Origin of the sequence: Lyngbya sp. CCAP 1446/10, from assembly GCF_026130175.1 — a bacterium.
Taxonomy (GTDB): domain Bacteria; phylum Cyanobacteriota; class Cyanobacteriia; order Cyanobacteriales; family Microcoleaceae; genus Microcoleus.
Genome location: NZ_JAIGNI010000153.1, coordinates 45,827 through 60,904, shown reverse-complemented (window position 1 = coordinate 60,904; position 15,078 = coordinate 45,827). Strand labels below are relative to the sequence as shown.

The 15,078-nt window shown below is 45.3% G+C and carries 15 protein-coding genes; 9 read left to right on the top strand and 6 right to left on the bottom strand.

Going from position 1 to position 15,078, the window contains the following annotated elements:
- Positions 1-222 precede the first annotated feature (222 nt).
- Positions 223-903, top strand: coding sequence for a reverse transcriptase N-terminal domain-containing protein (locus K4039_RS29855; protein ID WP_321161670.1), 681 nt, complete (start codon positions 223-225; stop codon positions 901-903).
- Entirely contained in the window at positions 872-1,852 is a 981-nt protein-coding gene (locus K4039_RS29850; protein WP_321161669.1) for a reverse transcriptase domain-containing protein, read from the top strand. Before K4039_RS29855 ends, K4039_RS29850 begins: the two co-directional genes overlap by 32 nt.
- A 359-nt stretch (positions 1,853-2,211) precedes the next feature.
- Here K4039_RS29850 and K4039_RS27915 read toward each other — a convergent pair.
- Positions 2,212-2,935, bottom strand: a protein-coding gene (locus tag K4039_RS27915; protein WP_265239755.1) for an IS1 family transposase whose coding sequence is annotated in 2 segments (ribosomal slippage) — positions 2,212-2,403 and positions 2,405-2,935 — 723 coding nt in all. Because the reading frame shifts where the segments join, the coding sequence is not laid out codon by codon here.
- Positions 2,936-3,282: 347 nt separating this feature from the next.
- Positions 3,283-3,789 carry a hypothetical protein gene (locus K4039_RS27910; protein WP_265239754.1) on the bottom strand — a complete coding sequence of 169 codons (507 nt, stop codon included), beginning with the start codon at positions 3,787-3,789 and terminating at the stop codon, positions 3,283-3,285.
- Positions 3,790-3,849: 60 nt separating this feature from the next.
- Here K4039_RS27910 and K4039_RS27905 point away from each other — a divergent pair, with 60 nt between their 5' ends.
- The 3 genes from K4039_RS27905 (at position 3,850) to prmA (ending at position 6,928) form a co-directional block, all read left to right on the top strand.
- A complete protein-coding gene (locus K4039_RS27905; protein ID WP_265239753.1) occupies positions 3,850-3,990 on the top strand; it encodes a hypothetical protein in 141 nt (46 codons plus the stop codon).
- Positions 3,991-4,078: 88 nt separating this feature from the next.
- Positions 4,079-5,662: a phosphoglycerate dehydrogenase gene (gene serA, locus K4039_RS27900; RefSeq protein ID WP_265239752.1), complete on the top strand. Its 1,584-nt coding sequence runs from the start codon at positions 4,079-4,081 to the stop codon at positions 5,660-5,662.
- A 375-nt stretch (positions 5,663-6,037) separates the two neighbouring features.
- Complete coding sequence (prmA, locus tag K4039_RS27895; protein ID WP_265239751.1) at positions 6,038-6,928, top strand: 50S ribosomal protein L11 methyltransferase; 891 nt, start codon at positions 6,038-6,040, stop codon at positions 6,926-6,928.
- A gap of 133 nt (positions 6,929-7,061) precedes the next feature.
- Here prmA and K4039_RS27890 read toward each other — a convergent pair whose 3' ends face one another.
- Entirely contained in the window at positions 7,062-7,646 is a 585-nt protein-coding gene (locus tag K4039_RS27890; RefSeq protein WP_265239750.1) for a hypothetical protein, read from the bottom strand.
- A gap of 87 nt (positions 7,647-7,733) precedes the next feature.
- Positions 7,734-8,051, bottom strand: coding sequence for a thioredoxin (gene trxA / locus K4039_RS27885; RefSeq protein ID WP_265239748.1), 318 nt, complete (start codon positions 8,049-8,051; stop codon positions 7,734-7,736).
- Between the two features lie 154 nt (positions 8,052-8,205).
- Here trxA and fabG point away from each other — a divergent pair, with 154 nt between their 5' ends.
- Positions 8,206-8,970: a 3-oxoacyl-[acyl-carrier-protein] reductase gene (gene fabG, locus K4039_RS27880; protein WP_265239747.1), complete on the top strand. Its 765-nt coding sequence runs from the start codon at positions 8,206-8,208 to the stop codon at positions 8,968-8,970.
- Between the two features lie 138 nt (positions 8,971-9,108).
- Here fabG and K4039_RS27875 read toward each other — a convergent pair whose 3' ends face one another.
- Together K4039_RS27875 and K4039_RS27870 are read right to left on the bottom strand one after the other, a co-directional pair.
- A complete protein-coding gene (locus K4039_RS27875) occupies positions 9,109-9,552 on the bottom strand; it encodes an HD domain-containing protein (RefSeq protein ID WP_265239746.1) in 444 nt (147 codons plus the stop codon).
- Between the two features lie 181 nt (positions 9,553-9,733).
- Complete coding sequence (locus K4039_RS27870) at positions 9,734-10,774, bottom strand: adenylate/guanylate cyclase domain-containing protein (protein WP_265239745.1); 1,041 nt, start codon at positions 10,772-10,774, stop codon at positions 9,734-9,736.
- 475 nt (positions 10,775-11,249) lie between these two features.
- On the opposite strand from K4039_RS27870, the gene K4039_RS27865 reads away from it, so the two are divergent.
- The 3 genes from K4039_RS27865 to K4039_RS27855 all read left to right on the top strand — a co-directional run bounded on the left by K4039_RS27865 (position 11,250) and on the right by K4039_RS27855 (position 15,078).
- Positions 11,250-12,383 carry a cyclopropane-fatty-acyl-phospholipid synthase family protein gene (locus tag K4039_RS27865; protein WP_265239744.1) on the top strand — a complete coding sequence of 378 codons (1,134 nt, stop codon included), beginning with the start codon at positions 11,250-11,252 and terminating at the stop codon, positions 12,381-12,383.
- 273 nt (positions 12,384-12,656) lie between these two features.
- A complete protein-coding gene (locus tag K4039_RS27860) occupies positions 12,657-13,436 on the top strand; it encodes a photosystem II S4 domain protein (protein ID WP_265239743.1) in 780 nt (259 codons plus the stop codon).
- A gap of 301 nt (positions 13,437-13,737) precedes the next feature.
- Positions 13,738-15,078, top strand: a complete 1,341-nt coding sequence (locus K4039_RS27855; protein ID WP_265239741.1) for a hypothetical protein — start codon at positions 13,738-13,740, stop codon at positions 15,076-15,078.

Here is a 15,078-nt window from a genome sequence, read left to right as displayed (position 1 = left end):
TATTGATCGCTTGAGTTCTCTTACAGTTCGATCGCTTTTGATGAAAGATTCTAACGCCGCTCTTTCTTTTTCCATATCTTTCTGTGGCATTTGTAAGTTATTCATTTTTTTTATTGTCACAATCAATCATTGCATATAATTATATCATAATAAGTGTAGATAATGATTTAGGATTGCTATAGTAGGCTAGACGAGCAGCAGAATCCCCTCAGTCCGGGTAGGATGCAGCGTAATTGCTGCAAGGTGTTCAGAGTACATAAACTAGAGCAGAGCATGATTAGACACAACAGAAATGTTAGTGAATCTTGGAAAACGTTACCGTGGAAGAAATTCCGCCGTGATTTATTCCGCCTTCAAAAGCGAGTGTATAAAGCGATTCAAGTTGGAGACAAGCAGAAAGCAAAGTCCCTTCAAAAGCTAATTCTGAAATCCACGGCTGCAAGGATGTTGGCAATACGTCAAGTAACTCAACTAAATGCTGGCAAAAAAACTGCGGGAATCGATGTCAAAGCCTCACTCACATTTGAGGAAAGGTTCGCACTGAGTGAAGAACTCAGAGCCAAAAGTAACAACTGGAAACACCAGAAGTTACGTTCAATACCAATCCCCAAAAAGGATGGGAGTACCCGCCTCCTTAAGATACCTACTATTGCAGACAGAGCGTGGCAATGCCTCGCAAAGTACGCGCTAGAGCCAGCGCACGAAGCAACTTTCCACGCCCGGAGTTATGGGTTCAGAACAGGAAGGTCGGCGCACGACGCGCAGAAAGTTCTGTTCCATAATCTACGCTCCATGAGCAACGGAATAGAGAAACGAGTTATAGAACTCGACATCGAAAAATGCTTCGACAGGATAAGCACGCGCGAGCATCATGGAACGACTCATCGCCCCAAAGGGCATTAAGACCGGAATATTCCGTTGTCTAAAAACAGGAGTCAACCCAGAATTTCCAGAACAAGGGACCCCGCAAGGGGGTGTGGTAAGTCCATTACTAGCCAATATCGTGCTCAACGGAATTGAGGATATACACCAATCAGTTCGCTACGCGGACGATATGATAATCATCCTCAAGCCTAAAGATGATGCAACGGGAATACTTGATCGAGTCAGCAAATTTCTGGCAGAACGTGGGATGAAAGTTAGTGAAAATAAAACTCAGCTAACGGCTACGACAGATGGATTTGACTTCCTTGGTTGGCATTTCAAAGTGCAAAATAACGGAAAATTTAGATGCGTCCCATCAGCGGACAATTTTAAAGCCTTCCGTCAGAAGGTAAAACACATCGTCAACAACTCGAATTATGGTGCTACGGTCAAGGCTGAGAAATTAGCCCCTGTAGTCAGAGGTTGGAGAAATTACCACCGCTATTGCAAGATGGACGGCTCGCGCAACTCGCTATACCACATCGAAACAAGAGCTTTCAAGGTATTTAATAAGGAATCGAAACAATCTCGCTACACCAGCAAGAAACTGCTTGATCAAGCATTCCCATCGGTTCCTTACTCCGAAAGCAAATTTGTCAACGTCAAAGGGGAGAAATCACCTTACGACGGAGATATAGCCTACTGGAGCGAGCGCAACAGCAAACTCTATAACGGCAATACCTCTAAAGCTTTAAAACGGCAAAACCATAAATGTGGAAAATGTGGCCTAAAAATGCTAGGCGATGAAAAGGTACATCTGCATCATGTAGATGGAAACCATAGTAACTCGAAAATAAACAACCTTCTAGCGGTTCACGAAAGCTGCCACGATTATATCCACATGAGCAAAGGCACAAGCCAAGAACATCGGGAGCCGGATGCGGGGAAACCAGCACGTCCGGATCTAACTGAGAGGTGCCGGGGATAATACCCCGCATCGACTCAACCAAGGAGAAAATACAAGACTAAGACATTATTTGGCTAGACTACATCGCAAGACTCTTTGTTATTCTAAGTGCGAGAAAATGCTCAAACATTCTATTAAGTTATTAATACATTACTTAAAATTTGATGATATCCCCATGACCGGGGTATCCATACCTTGATTCAGCAACGCCGATATTATCACCATCTCAATTTGTGCAGTGATTTCGCTGATACATGGGTGGATGGCGCATTCCTGGTGGTCATTAGTGCATCCATGAACTCGAATTTTGCATAGGAGAGCGGTAGTGCCCTGAAGGAAAGGATCGGAGAATAAAACCGGATTCAAATTAAAACAGGCATCTAGAGTTGTAAATTAGCATTATAATGATGCACAAAGCGCCAAATAGCAGCAATATGATTTTCTAATTTTTTAGAGAAGGCTAAGCTCTTTCTTACTAACCGAGATACTCGTTGTCGAATAGTGCAGTTAAAGCGCTCGATATAGCTAGTAAAACCACTATCTTTGTCTACACTATAATGACGTTTACGCTTACAATACAGAATCATAAGCACTCCAATGATCAGTATAAATTACTGCACATTGACGGTAAACTGGTGGCATTGAATTCCATAACGCCTGAGCTGATACCGCACTACGATCCCCAATATGTACACCAACAATTTCCCTAGTCTCGGCATCCAATGCAAGCCATACCCATTGCTGATTTCCTTTATTATCAACAAACGACCATAGCTCATCCATCTGAACATTCAGGCGCTTTTTTGGCTTGGCACTCACCTCAACTTGCTTCTCAATAACAAGAGCTTGGGCATTTACGTAGCGCTGTACTGTATCTTCTGACACTTGTAATACCCGGGCAATCCCGGCCTGAGAAATACGTTCAAGTAGCATCCGCTGCATTAACTCCTGTTGTTCTTTCGTAATAGGTTTCCACGCGGGATTCTGAACAAATTGACGACCACATTCTCGACATTTGTAGTTTTGTTTACCATGCCGAGTCTGACCGTTACGACTAATTTTTTCTGAGCCACAATTGGGGCAAGAATTAATTTCTACTGTCATATCACTAATGGCAAACACTTCTCTCTAATAGTAGCTTAAGTTTACTCTATCCTTTCCTTCATGGCACTACCGGAGAGCGAGCACTAATAACTTGTATGCTGCTTGACGAAATTCCTTTAATCGTTCACTGTTCCTGACGGGATTGGATGGGTTTTATTTTGCACCCTCATTCTCTCCCTAACGGTGGCTCTAGTTTTTCTGAAAGCCACCGTTCTCTCTTTTTTTTGTCTCCACTTCAGTCAATAACTTTGTTGCCAATGTGACAGCCCGCAGTAGAAATAAACTCTTTGTGAGCGGTGACAGCACTCAAAGAAAAAAATGCTTTTTACAAAAATGAGACGCTCCCATTAACTCTCTATATAACCTTGCATATTTTCTGGTTCAAATTGCTGCAAAATATTAGCAGCTTGATTGGTTAAATCGTCATTACCTTTAACTGCAATCAAAAATTTGCCGGCATTCAAACGGTTGCGGTAGGGCAAAGCATCGCCACTACCAAAAGCCATTCCTCCGGCACCGCCGACAAAAACGCTGCCCATCCCGGCGGCGATCGCACCTAGGACTCCGCCGATCGCATGATCGCCAATTTCGCCCGCCCATGCAAAGGTTTTCAACTCAGTCATCAAGCTGAAAGTAACCCCGGCAATAAAGCCAAACGGTATCAGCCAAACAGCCATGAGTTTTGCTTGTTTTTTCGCTTGCTGGTTGGGGTCGATTAAGCCAAATTCATCAGCCGTTTTGTAGCCTCGGCCCAAAATGCTCACTTGGTTCATGGGTAAGCCTGCTTTTTCGAGGGCACAATAGGCAGCTTCGGCTTGCATTCGATCGGGCAGTACAGCGATAAGATAATTCATTAGAAACAATTCCTGATACTTAGGTTTCAATACCCAAAATTTATTATACCCTGAAAAGACTTGCTAGCTAAGCAATTGGGCGTTTTTAAGACGATCGCTCGCATTCGATCGCCCGCACAGCTAAAATATTTCCAGCAAAAACGGCCGACCTTGACCGAATACAGATACAATTCAGACTGCACAAAGGCAAGCTTGAGCTGAGCTGTTAGATACTGCTCTAAGTCTAAGTCTCAACTGTGAGTTCGCCAATGCTCGGCCTATTTTTAACTATTGCACTCAATTGCTTGCTATGCCTAAAGTTCTAGTATCCGATCCGATCGACCAAGCCGGAATTGACATCCTCTCCCAAGTCGCGCAAGTTGACGTAAACACAGGACTTTCAGCCGAAGAGCTGGTTAAAATTATTCCAGATTACGACGCTTTAATGATCCGTTCTGGCACCCAAGTTACCAAAGAAATCATTGAAGCCGGAAATCTACTCAAAATCATCGGTAGAGCCGGAGTCGGCGTAGATAATGTAGATGTACCCGCCGCTACCCGCAAAGGAATTGTAGTCGTCAACTCCCCCGAAGGCAACACGATCGCAGCAGCCGAACACGCGATCGCCATGATGCTTTCCATGTCTCGCCACATCCCCGAAGCCAACGCCTCCGTCAAAAGCGGTAAATGGGAACGCAACCGCTTCATCGGCGTAGAAGTTTACAAAAAAACCCTCGGTATCGTCGGTTTGGGCAAAATCGGCTCCCATCTAGCCGCCGCAGCCAAAGCAATGGGCATGAAACTGCTCGCTTACGATCCCTTCATCTCCACCGAAAGAGCCGAACAGTTGGGCTGTCGCTTGGTAGAACTCGAACTGCTGATGCGCGAATCCGACTACATCACCCTGCACATCCCCAAAACGCCGGAAACCCTGCACTTAATTAACGCTGAGGTGCTGTCGAAGATGAAGCCCACGGCCCGCATCATTAATTGCGCTAGAGGTGGCATCATCGACGAAGCAGCCCTGGCAGAAGCTATTAAATCAGGCCAGATCGCCGGTGCAGCGATCGATGTTTACGAACATGAGCCGCTGGAAGCTGATTCTCCGCTGCGGACTGTCGGCCAGAACATCGTGCTGACGCCCCACTTGGGAGCTTCCACGGCTGAAGCTCAGGTGAATGTGGCGATCGATGTTGCTGAACAAATTCGCGATGTCCTGTTGGGGCTGCCGGCGCGATCGGCTGTTAACATCCCAGGAATTTACCCAGACTCGATCGAAAAACTCAAACCCTACCTGCAACTAGCCGAAACCCTAGGCAACCTCGTCAGCCAGCTAGCCGGAGGCCGAGTCGATTACCTCAACGTTCAACTACAAGGCGAATTGGCCAACAACCAAAGCCAGCCCGTAGTCGTTGCCTCCCTCAAAGGCCTGCTCTCCCAAGCCCTACGAGAGCGCGTTAACTACGTCAACGCCAGCATTGAAGCCAAAGAACGCGGAATTCGCGTCGTCGAAACCAGAGACGCCTCAATTCGCGACTACACAGGCTCTCTGCGCCTCTCGGCCAAGGGAACTCTGGGCGAACACACAGTCACAGGTGCAGTGCTCGGCGAAAGCGAAATTCGGATTACCAGTGTTGACGATTTCCCAGTCAACGTTTCCCCGACTCACCATATGCTGTTTACCCTGCACCGCGATATGCCGGGGATTATTGGCAAGATTGGTTCCCAATTGGGCAGTTTTAATGTCAATATTGCCAGTATGCAAGTAGGCCGTAAAATCGTGCGAGGCGATGCGGTGATGGTTTTGAGCCTTGATGACCCTCTACCAGAGGGCATATTGGCCGAGATCCTCAAAGTTCCGGGGATTCGGGATGCTTACACCGTGAATCTTTAAAGGATTGTAGATTTTAGGTTCTGCTAATCTAAAATCTCAAATCGTTAGATGGTAAATCTTTAAAAGATTTGAGATTTTAGGTGATGCCAATCTCAAATCTAAAATCTCAAATCGTTAGATGGTAAATCTTTAAAGGATTTGAGATTTTAGGTGATACCAATCTCAAATCTAAAATCGTTAAACAGTAACTATTTGAAGGATTTTGGAGCTGAGATTTGAGATGCAAGGACTGATAATTATTAATGGGTGATTGGTCATTGTTAATTGGCAAGAAAGCTGGAATTTTTATATTAGTCCATCCTCATTCCTAACTCCCCAGTTCCCCCTGCTCCAGTTCCTGACGGGCCAATCTAAAATCTAAAATCTAAAATAGTCATGGCACATAGCTGGTGGGAAATTAGAATTATTTGCGATCCGGCGCTGGAAGATATCATCTTTTGGCGTCTGGAACGGTTTAACTGTCGGGGAACGGCCACTCAGATTAAAAGCAATTCCTGCCTGATGTCGGCTTATTTGCCCGAAGAACAGGCCGGATTGCTGGATTTGGCGGCCCTGTCTTTGTGGCTGCGCCAAGATGCTTTGTGCGCAGGTTTGCCCTTGCCTGCGATGCAGTGGGATTTGATTGAAGATGAAGACTGGGGCAGCACTTGGAAGCAGCATTGGCAGCCTCAAGAAGTGGGCGATCGCTTTTTAATTAATCCGGCTTGGCTGCCTCCACCAACTGATACCGATCGCCTAATCTTGCGTTTAGATCCCGGTGTCGCTTTCGGTACGGGTGCTCACGCTACGACTCAACTGTGTTTGGAGTCGCTGGAAATGCGCCTCGGTTTTGACGACAAAGAATATGTAGTTGCTGATATCGGCTGCGGATCGGGTATTTTGTCGATCGGCGCGGTGTTGCTGGGTGCAACAAAGGTTTATGCTTTAGATACAGATCCTTTGGCAGTGCGATCGACAATCAGCAACCGACAACTCAACCGCATTAACCCACAGCAGTTGGTTGCAGAGCTCGGAACTATCGATCGGCTGATCGAAATGACTGGCGGCCCGATCGACGGTTTGATGTGCAATATTTTAGCAGAAGTAATCATAGATTTAATACCGCAGTTCACAGCCATTAGCAAGCCAACTACTTGGGCAGTTCTTAGCGGGATTTTGCTCGATCAAGCTAAACCAATTGCTGACACTCTCGAACAGCATGGCTGGATTGTCGCTACTCTGTGGAAGCGCCAAGATTGGTGCTGTTTCAATATTCGGCGGAGTTAATAATTGGGAATTGGTCATTGGGAATTGGTCATTGGTAGGGTGCGTCAGCTAGGATAATTCAATCCACAAGCAATCAGATTTTGGCTGACGCACCTTAAAAAAGTTGGGTGAGATAGCAATTGCAGCAGAATAATTAAGAACTATAAATTAGAGAACGAACGTAAAAAGACACAGACCCGATCAAGTAAAAACAATTCACCAAAATCAACAATATCTTACCAACAAAAGAGTTAACAAAATCAAAAACGCGGTAAGTTGACAGCATCACCAATAACATTTCAACCAAAGAAACAATTGATCCGTAGTGATTCCTATCCCAATAAGAAATCGGACTGATAAAACGGTAATTACTGAACGGGAAAAAGTGCCTGTGAGCGTCATCATTATGTACAGGCAAATCCCCCAAAGAGTGCAAAATCATACTCAAAAACAGAATTTGTAGATTTTGCCTGCCAAAGTAATAAGCAATTAACCAACCAATCACCGCCAGCGGAATCGAATGAAACAGAGCCACAAGATTCTGGACAAAAGGCTCATAGTATGATTCCGACCAGATTTTCGCTTCCGGCAAGCGAGCAATGTACTTCGCCCAAAAGTAAAATAAAAATATTGGGAGATCGGGTAAGATTCCGCCGATCGCAATAATCAGATTAAATTGCGGCAGTTGCGGTTTACCGAGAATCGCCAGATTGATAATAGCGTGACTGGGCGTTTTCATAGGTAGGGTGCGTCAGCTACGACTATTTTGTTGATAATGTATCAGATATTGGCTGACGCACCAAGCCTGTGAGATAATCGGCGGTGGTTACAAGTGAGGTTGCAGTCGATCGATCAACTGCGGTGCTTGCAATACACCCTCAATGCGATCGACCTCAACGCCATTTTTAAACAGCACCAAAGTCGGCAAAGCATAAATGTGATACTGCGATGACAACTGCTCGTACTTATCCGTATCAATCTTAACAACCATCAGCTTATCTTTGGTCTGATCGCTCACCTGCTCTAAAATCGGCACCATCATCTGACAAGGCCCGCACCAAGTAGCATAGAAATCTACCAGTACAGGCAACTCAGAGCTCGATAGTAACTCCTCAAAACTGTTGAACTGTTTTTGAACTGCCATTTTAAAAATGTGGTAAAGGGACGCCCATTATACCCGAAGGGTTAACGAGTAGGGAATTGTCACAACTGAACTCAGTAAGTCAGTATAAATTTTTTTGGTTCTGGATCGATTTTAGTGCAGAATTTTGTGAGCGTAGATTTGCGAGGACAGAATTATGGAATTATTACCAGAGACATATCAGCGATTGCGGGGTCAAGTTGCAGTCGTCACCGGTGCATCGCGGGGAATCGGCCGCGCGATCGCTTTAGCATTCGCAGCAGAAGGCGCTAAAGTCGCCGTGAACTATGCCAGTTCGAGCGCTGCGGCTGATGAGGCGGTAGCAGAAATCATCGCAGCAGGCGGAGAAGCTGTGGCCCTTGCAGCGGATGTCTCCAAAACTGACCAAGTAGATGCACTCATCAGTAAAGTCATGGAAAAATGGGGAAGAATTGACATTTTGGTGAACAATGCCGGCATCACCCGCGATACATTGCTGCTGCGGATGAAGCTAGAAGATTGGCAAGCCGTGATTGATTTGAATCTCACCGGCGTATTTTTGTGTACAAAAGCTGTCAGCAAAATCATGCTGAAGCAGCGCAGCGGCCGAATTATTAATATTGCTTCGGTTGCCGGCCAAATGGGCAATCCCGGACAAGCTAATTACAGTGCGGCAAAAGCTGGAGTAATTGGATTTACTAAAACTGTGGCAAAAGAGTTGGCCAGTCGCGCGATTACTGTAAATGCGGTTGCACCTGGATTTATCACCACAGATATGACAAAAGATGTCAAATCTGACGATATTTTAAAGTACATTCCGCTGGGAAGATACGGCGAAGTTGACGAAGTTGCCGGGATGGTGAAGTTTTTGGCGGCGGATGCGGCGGCGGCCTATGTTACGGGGCAGGTTTTTAATGTGGATGGGGGCATGGTGATGGCTTAGGATTTGGGGATTTTTTTTACCGCAGATGCACGCGGATTAACGCGGATGTCTGCGGTTGAATTTATGTCTGTTAGCGTATTTGAAGTGAAATTAATTAGGCAGAATTTACATATTTTAAGTTTAGTTAATAAATAATAATTACTTTAAGGCGACACGCAACTGGCTGAGAACTTTTTGGTATTTTGCAATGCGTTGAAAATCTGCTTCTGTGGGATTGGCAATGCGACGCAGATCGAGGTTATGAGTAACATCAGCGATTTTGACTCGCAGTGCGATCGGGTTGGCAATCACACGTTCTAAATAAGCTGCATAAGCTTCTCCTTCTATTTTGGTAATCGCCGCGATCGCCGAGACTAAAACTTCAGGAAAACCTTCGCTTCTAAGTTGCTCCAGTGTAAGTTCAGAATCTTCGACCGCATCGTGTAGAACCGCTACGATTTTCTGCTCTATAGAATGTACATTTTCCATCACAAATAGCGGATGATCGAGATAGGGATTGCCTGCCTTATCAACCTGCCCCTCATGAGCTTTGGCGGCGATGGCGATCGCTCGTTGTAGTAAGGATTCGTACTCTGAATTCATATTTGACAGCATAGTAAAGAAGTTGTCTATTAAAGTTTCAGTTCTCTGGCGGGGAAGTGGTCAAGCGTTGCATCGGGCGAGATGCTTAAGTTCCTTCGCAGTCCTGAGCTATGGTTGGCTCGTCCCTGCGAAGGAACGGGACTCAGAATGACCCAATTATGTTAAAAAAAATATCACCGTTTTAACTAAAAATTTGCCTAATCCAATTGTAGACCGCAGCAGACCAAGCCAGTAACTTATTGACAAAACTTTGCCAAATAGAACCTTCCCTTACCTCGGAAATCTCCTCGATTTCCACCGGCAGCGGCGGCATTCCGACAACTTCGTAAAGCGGATATTCGCCGCTCTTTCCCGGAATTTGAACTGATACGCGCTGGTTGACGATCGCCAAATCCTTGATTTCCTGATAAGTCTCCTCGGAAATCAGCAAACTTGTTCCCACTTGCTTGTTAGCAGCTTCAATCCTGCTGGCAAAATTCACCGCATCCCCGATCGCCGTTACCGTCTGATTTTTCTCGGCCCCCAGATTCCCCACAACCACCAAACCGCAGTGAATCCCAATCCCAATCCGCAACCGATGACGGTATAAAGTCTCAAAATAGGGATTGAGTTTCTCTAATTCCTCTAGCATATCTACCCCAGCCCTCACGGCTTGTTCCGCCGCCTTCTCTGAGTTTTCTAACCCAAACAGCGCCATAAAACCATCTCCCATATAATTATTGATCATCCCGCCGTTGCGGTTGATCGCATAACTCATTTTTTGGAAATAGCGATTTAAAATATAAATTACATCGTAGGGTAATAGCGATTCTGCAAAGGCCGTAAATCCTCGAATATCGGCAAACAAAATGGCAATTTTCTTTTCTTGACCCACAGGTGCATGAATAAACTTTCCGACCATTTCGTCGTTAAATGATTCCAAGTCTTCAGAATCGATCGCCAGTCGGCGCAAAATCACCTTCCCGCCCGCCACCTGCGTCTGACACGCCAGCCTAATTTCCGGCTCTAAACGCAGTTTTTTGGCGAGCTCCTCTTCCGCTGAATTGCGGGGCGAGCAAAATTCTAAACCTTCGACAATCAAGACGCGACAAGTCGAACACCGGGCGCTACCGCCGCAGATGTGGGTGTGGGGAATCCCTGCACGCAGGGAAGCTTCCAGAATTATATCGTCGTCGTCTATCTCGATCGCGCGATCGTCCGGCAGATAGTAAATCTGTGGCATATGTGGCGTATCTAGCTAATTAGGAACGAATCTCGCGGACATCTGTTATTGCAACGACTCTATCTGCAAACCCGGTTTTTCGACATTTTTTCTGCATTGCCTGACTTATTCAGTATAAGTCGCGATCGGCATCAGCTTCTCGTGTCGTTACCTCAACCGCCAAACTCACTCAGCAGTAAAATCGCGATCGCACCTGAAAACACCCCAATTCAATCGCCCAGTAAAGGTTGTGGAATCAAGCTCAAATTTCAATTTTCAAATCTTAAATCGACTGACATAATTCTTAATAAATTTATAATGGCTGAAAACCTTATAAATGCGTTATCAAATCCCCTTCTACCGTCAGATATTTTGAGGATTTTGCAGACTTTTGCTGTGCAAACCTTAGTTGGTAATAGTTTGAGCTTTTTGGCTCTTTAACCACCAGCAAATTTGCGTGAGATAGAATAGCAGCATCTTTAAAACCCGTATAACCATGAGTTCATCAACAGCCCTACAAAACATCGAGCAGCACATCCCGTTGGTGGGAAATATCCACCTCAAAAGTCCGATCGCCTACCGAGCAACCCGCGTCGCAGTCAGTGCAGTTAACGCGGTGCAAATGGCCGTAGCAGAGTCCTATATCAACGGCTTAGAAGTACCGGATACTGTATTGCGATCGCTTTTTGATACCTGTATGCCCGTCTTCTTTAAGTATTTTCCCTCCCTCCTCGCACCCTACGAATGGGTACTAACAGAAACAGATCACACCGCCGAAGGCCCACGGGATTTAATGAAAATTCAGTACGACTTACCTCAAGCCATGCTGAATCCCATGTTAGGCGAGAGCAAACTCATTTATCCTAAATACAGCATGGGATTGTGGGAAAACGGAGCCGCCAACCTCGAACAATCCCAAATCCAGATGATGGATGATGTGATTGAAAAGCTAGAGATTCAGGATGGCGATCGCATTTTAGACTTTGGCTGTGGTTGGGGCTGCGTTCCAAATTACATTCTGTCAAAATTCCCCAATGTCCAGTTTACAGGGATTAACCTCAGCCAGCATCAATGCGAATATATGCGTCACAAGATGCAAGACCCCGAAAGCTACCTAAGTTCCGGTCGATTCACCTTATTTGAAGGCGATTTGAACGACGCCCAATTCGATACCAAATTTGACAAAATTCTCTCGATCGGAGTTTTTTGTCATGTCGGCAATTTAACCCAAGCTTTCCAAAAGCTCGCCTCTTTCCTCAAAGATAACGGTCGCGTTTTCATTCACATCATCACAGTTCGCACCCCTAACAACATATCCAGCGTTTTCACCCACAAATACATTTTTCCCCACGGCCGTTACTGGAAATACGATGCTGTTCCCAGCCACAACAAAGACCTCAAAACCATAAACAAATGGTATCTCAACGGCTACAATTACTCTACAACCTTTGCTAACTGGCTGAAAAACTTTGATGATTCTCAGGCGATAGTCAAAGATTTAGACTACGGCATCGACTATGCCAAATTCCGCCGCATCTGGCGGTTTTACTTGATGTGGTTTGTTGCTAATTTCGCCAGTTGCGATGGTGAATATAATGGTAATGGCCAATATTTAATGGTTCATGCCTAATCGCTGAGATTCCTGGACGCATTAACCAGGTTTTTCGCTTCGTTAATTAAAGAATCTCACTTGTAGAGAAACGGCACTGCCGTGTCCGGCGGGGAGTTAAGCCAAGTACAAAAAATTGTTGCTACGGTTATTAAACGTAGCAACAATTTTTTAGGCTTGGTATTATTTGACGATCTTAGATTATAATTAAAGTAGTGGGACTGTTAAAGAAGTAGACTTTTTAGTTACTACAGCAACCTTTGGTAATTTCCAATTAGAATCTAAAATTGACTGATGTTACAAAAAGAAGAACTGTTAAAAGGCATCGAAAACCGCGAATGTGTAGCGCGGGCCCTTGATCAAGCGGAACAAGCAATTAAAACTTGGGAAGTTACTCTGACTGATTTTCTGTCGCCGCCGGAATTGGCGGACACTCTGACGGTATTTAAGCGCTTAACTGATGTGGAATTAGTGGCTTGGGGCGGCTATCCCCAGGGTGAAAGGCAGAGAATTGCGATCGCCCGATCGGAAATCCCGATCGACTCTGGGAGTGTTAGCGTTGCTGCGGTGGAGATAGCCGGCAATTTCCTGTTTGACACCGCCAGTCACCGCGACTTCTTAGGCGCAATGCTGGGTACGGGGATTGTCCGCGAGAAAACCGGCGATGTGATTGTGTTGGGTGAACGCGGCGCGCAGGCGATTGTCATGCCCGAAATGGTAGAGTATTTGGAGATGAGTTTGCAGCAAGTGCGATCGGTTCCCGTGAAAACTCGGCGCATTGAGTTGAGTGAACTCAAAATTAGAGAACCGAAAAAGAAAGAAATGACAACCGTTGAAGCATCGATGAGATTAGATGCTGTCGCCTCGGCGGGATTCGCCATGTCTCGCAGCAAAATGGTTGATTTTATTGACAGAGGCGATGTGCGAGTTAATTGGAAAGACATCACTCAAGCCAGTTATAACGTTAAGTCTGGAGATTTAATCGCTGTTAGCGGTAAGGGAAGATTGGAAATTGGGGAAGTTATGATTACTAAAAAAGAACGGTATCGAGTGCAATTAACTCGATATTTGTAATTATGATAGCCTCGTTGAACTCAAAGAAACCGGGTTTTTTACGAGATTTAGGGCGATCGCAAAGTATTTCAAAAAAACCCGGTTTCTGGCCACCTCGTTGAGTTCAAATAAACGGTTTTTTAGTAGATTTAGGGCGATCGCAAAGTATTTCGATAAAAACCCGGTTTCTCGCCCCCTCGGTTCAAAAAAACGGTTTTTTAGTAGATTTAGGGCGATCGCGAATTATTTTGGACTTTATATATTTTAATAATTATCTTGTAGAGCAGCCTGTAGAATAATTAAAAGGAAACAGGTGAGTTTTATGGGGCGTCTTACCGATCGAGCTTTTGACATTTTACAGGCGGAAGTTGACAAGTGCGTGGCTGATGATGCTCTCGCGGGTGCAGTCTACCGCAAGATGGTGATCAAGCGACTGGAAAAATTGCGATCGCAAAACGGCACTTTCGCATCAAGAGAAGAAATCCGCGATACTTTTAAAGATGAATTTCCCAACTTCAGCGAAGAAGCTCTCAAAGCTGCTGTCAAAGCCAACCGTGCGCCCGGATTGTTCGATAAAATCATCTTAGCTGGCGGTTTGTTGGGCGGCGCAGCGGGGATAATTTGGCTGATTAACCTGCCTTTCCCGATGATTCGCTGGCCCGTGGCGAAAACCATGCCGATATTGTTGCTGCCGAGCTTTATCAGTATGGATTATAATTACCGACAGGCGATCGCCCTTGTAGAACAATCCGATCAACTGATCAATAAAGCCACTGCTGCGGCAGATTTTGACTTAGGCGAAACCAAAGCAAAACAAGCGCAAACACACCTCGACGCTTTGCCGGTATGGTTCCTCGGTTACTATCCACAAACTTATTGCTCTTTTTCGGGCTGCACTTGGCGCTTTACAGTCGATGAATTTCAAGCAGCCCGCAAAAATATCGGGCGGATGGATGCTCAAATTTTCCAGCAAAAAAATGCTTTTATTGAGTTAAATCAAGCCGAACAAACGCTAAACAGCGCAAAACAGGAATACCAGCAAGCGAAAAATGCGGCAGATAGACAAAAAGCTACTATAAATTGGCAAAGTGCGATCGATCAACTCAATCAAATTCCCGCCGAAACCCTTGCGGGAGAAACCGCTAAGAAAAAACTCCAAGCAGCAGAAAGAGACTTTCAAGCAATGGGAGGTGTCGCCACCGGTTCTGTGCGGGCTGACAACTTAATTGAAGCAGCAAAAGAATTTGCCTTAACTGCCGCCTCCGCATCGCAGAAACCGCCCCATTCAGCAGAAAGTTGGCAAAAAATAGCAGATTTGTGGCAAGCAGCCATTGAGAGGCTCAGCCAAATTACATTTGATAATCCGGGCTATCTTGCCGCTCAAACAAAACTAGCTGAATATCAAAATAATTTAGGCACTACAAAGATTCGACTCACAGCAGAGAGAGAGTCAGTGGAATCTTTGAACCAGGCTAAAAGCTTGTTTGCAAACTTGCAAAATAATGTAAATTCTCCCCGTCAAAATCCCGGTTACGCCCTCGGCCAATTGCAACAAATTATCAATCAATTAGAATCCGTCAAACCTGGGACAACTGTTTATCCTGAATCCCAGAAATGGCTGCAATCTGCTCGCAAGAAACAGCAAGAATGGCAAAAAAATTAA

Bases quoted from the DNA above. Each gene is read 5' to 3' on its own strand.
- K4039_RS27865 (WP_265239744.1), top strand. From the start codon at position 11,250: ATGAGTTCATCAACAGCCCTACAAAACATCGAGCAGCACATCCCGTTG.
- K4039_RS27860 (WP_265239743.1), top strand. From the start codon at position 12,657: ATGTTACAAAAAGAAGAACTGTTAAAAGGCATCGAAAACCGCGAATGT.
- serA (WP_265239752.1), top strand. From the start codon at position 4,079: ATGCCTAAAGTTCTAGTATCCGATCCGATCGACCAAGCCGGAATTGAC.
- K4039_RS27855 (WP_265239741.1), top strand. From the start codon at position 13,738: ATGGGGCGTCTTACCGATCGAGCTTTTGACATTTTACAGGCGGAAGTT.
- K4039_RS29855 (WP_321161670.1), top strand. From the start codon at position 223: ATGCAGCGTAATTGCTGCAAGGTGTTCAGAGTACATAAACTAGAGCAG.
- K4039_RS27890 (WP_265239750.1), bottom strand. From the start codon at position 7,646: ATGAAAACGCCCAGTCACGCTATTATCAATCTGGCGATTCTCGGTAAA.
- fabG (WP_265239747.1), top strand. From the start codon at position 8,206: ATGGAATTATTACCAGAGACATATCAGCGATTGCGGGGTCAAGTTGCA.
- K4039_RS29850 (WP_321161669.1), top strand. From the start codon at position 872: ATGGAACGACTCATCGCCCCAAAGGGCATTAAGACCGGAATATTCCGT.
- K4039_RS27875 (WP_265239746.1), bottom strand. From the start codon at position 9,552: ATGAATTCAGAGTACGAATCCTTACTACAACGAGCGATCGCCATCGCC.
- trxA (WP_265239748.1), bottom strand. From the start codon at position 8,051: ATGGCAGTTCAAAAACAGTTCAACAGTTTTGAGGAGTTACTATCGAGC.
- K4039_RS27910 (WP_265239754.1), bottom strand. From the start codon at position 3,789: ATGAATTATCTTATCGCTGTACTGCCCGATCGAATGCAAGCCGAAGCT.
- K4039_RS27870 (WP_265239745.1), bottom strand. From the start codon at position 10,774: ATGCCACAGATTTACTATCTGCCGGACGATCGCGCGATCGAGATAGAC.
- prmA (WP_265239751.1), top strand. From the start codon at position 6,038: ATGGCACATAGCTGGTGGGAAATTAGAATTATTTGCGATCCGGCGCTG.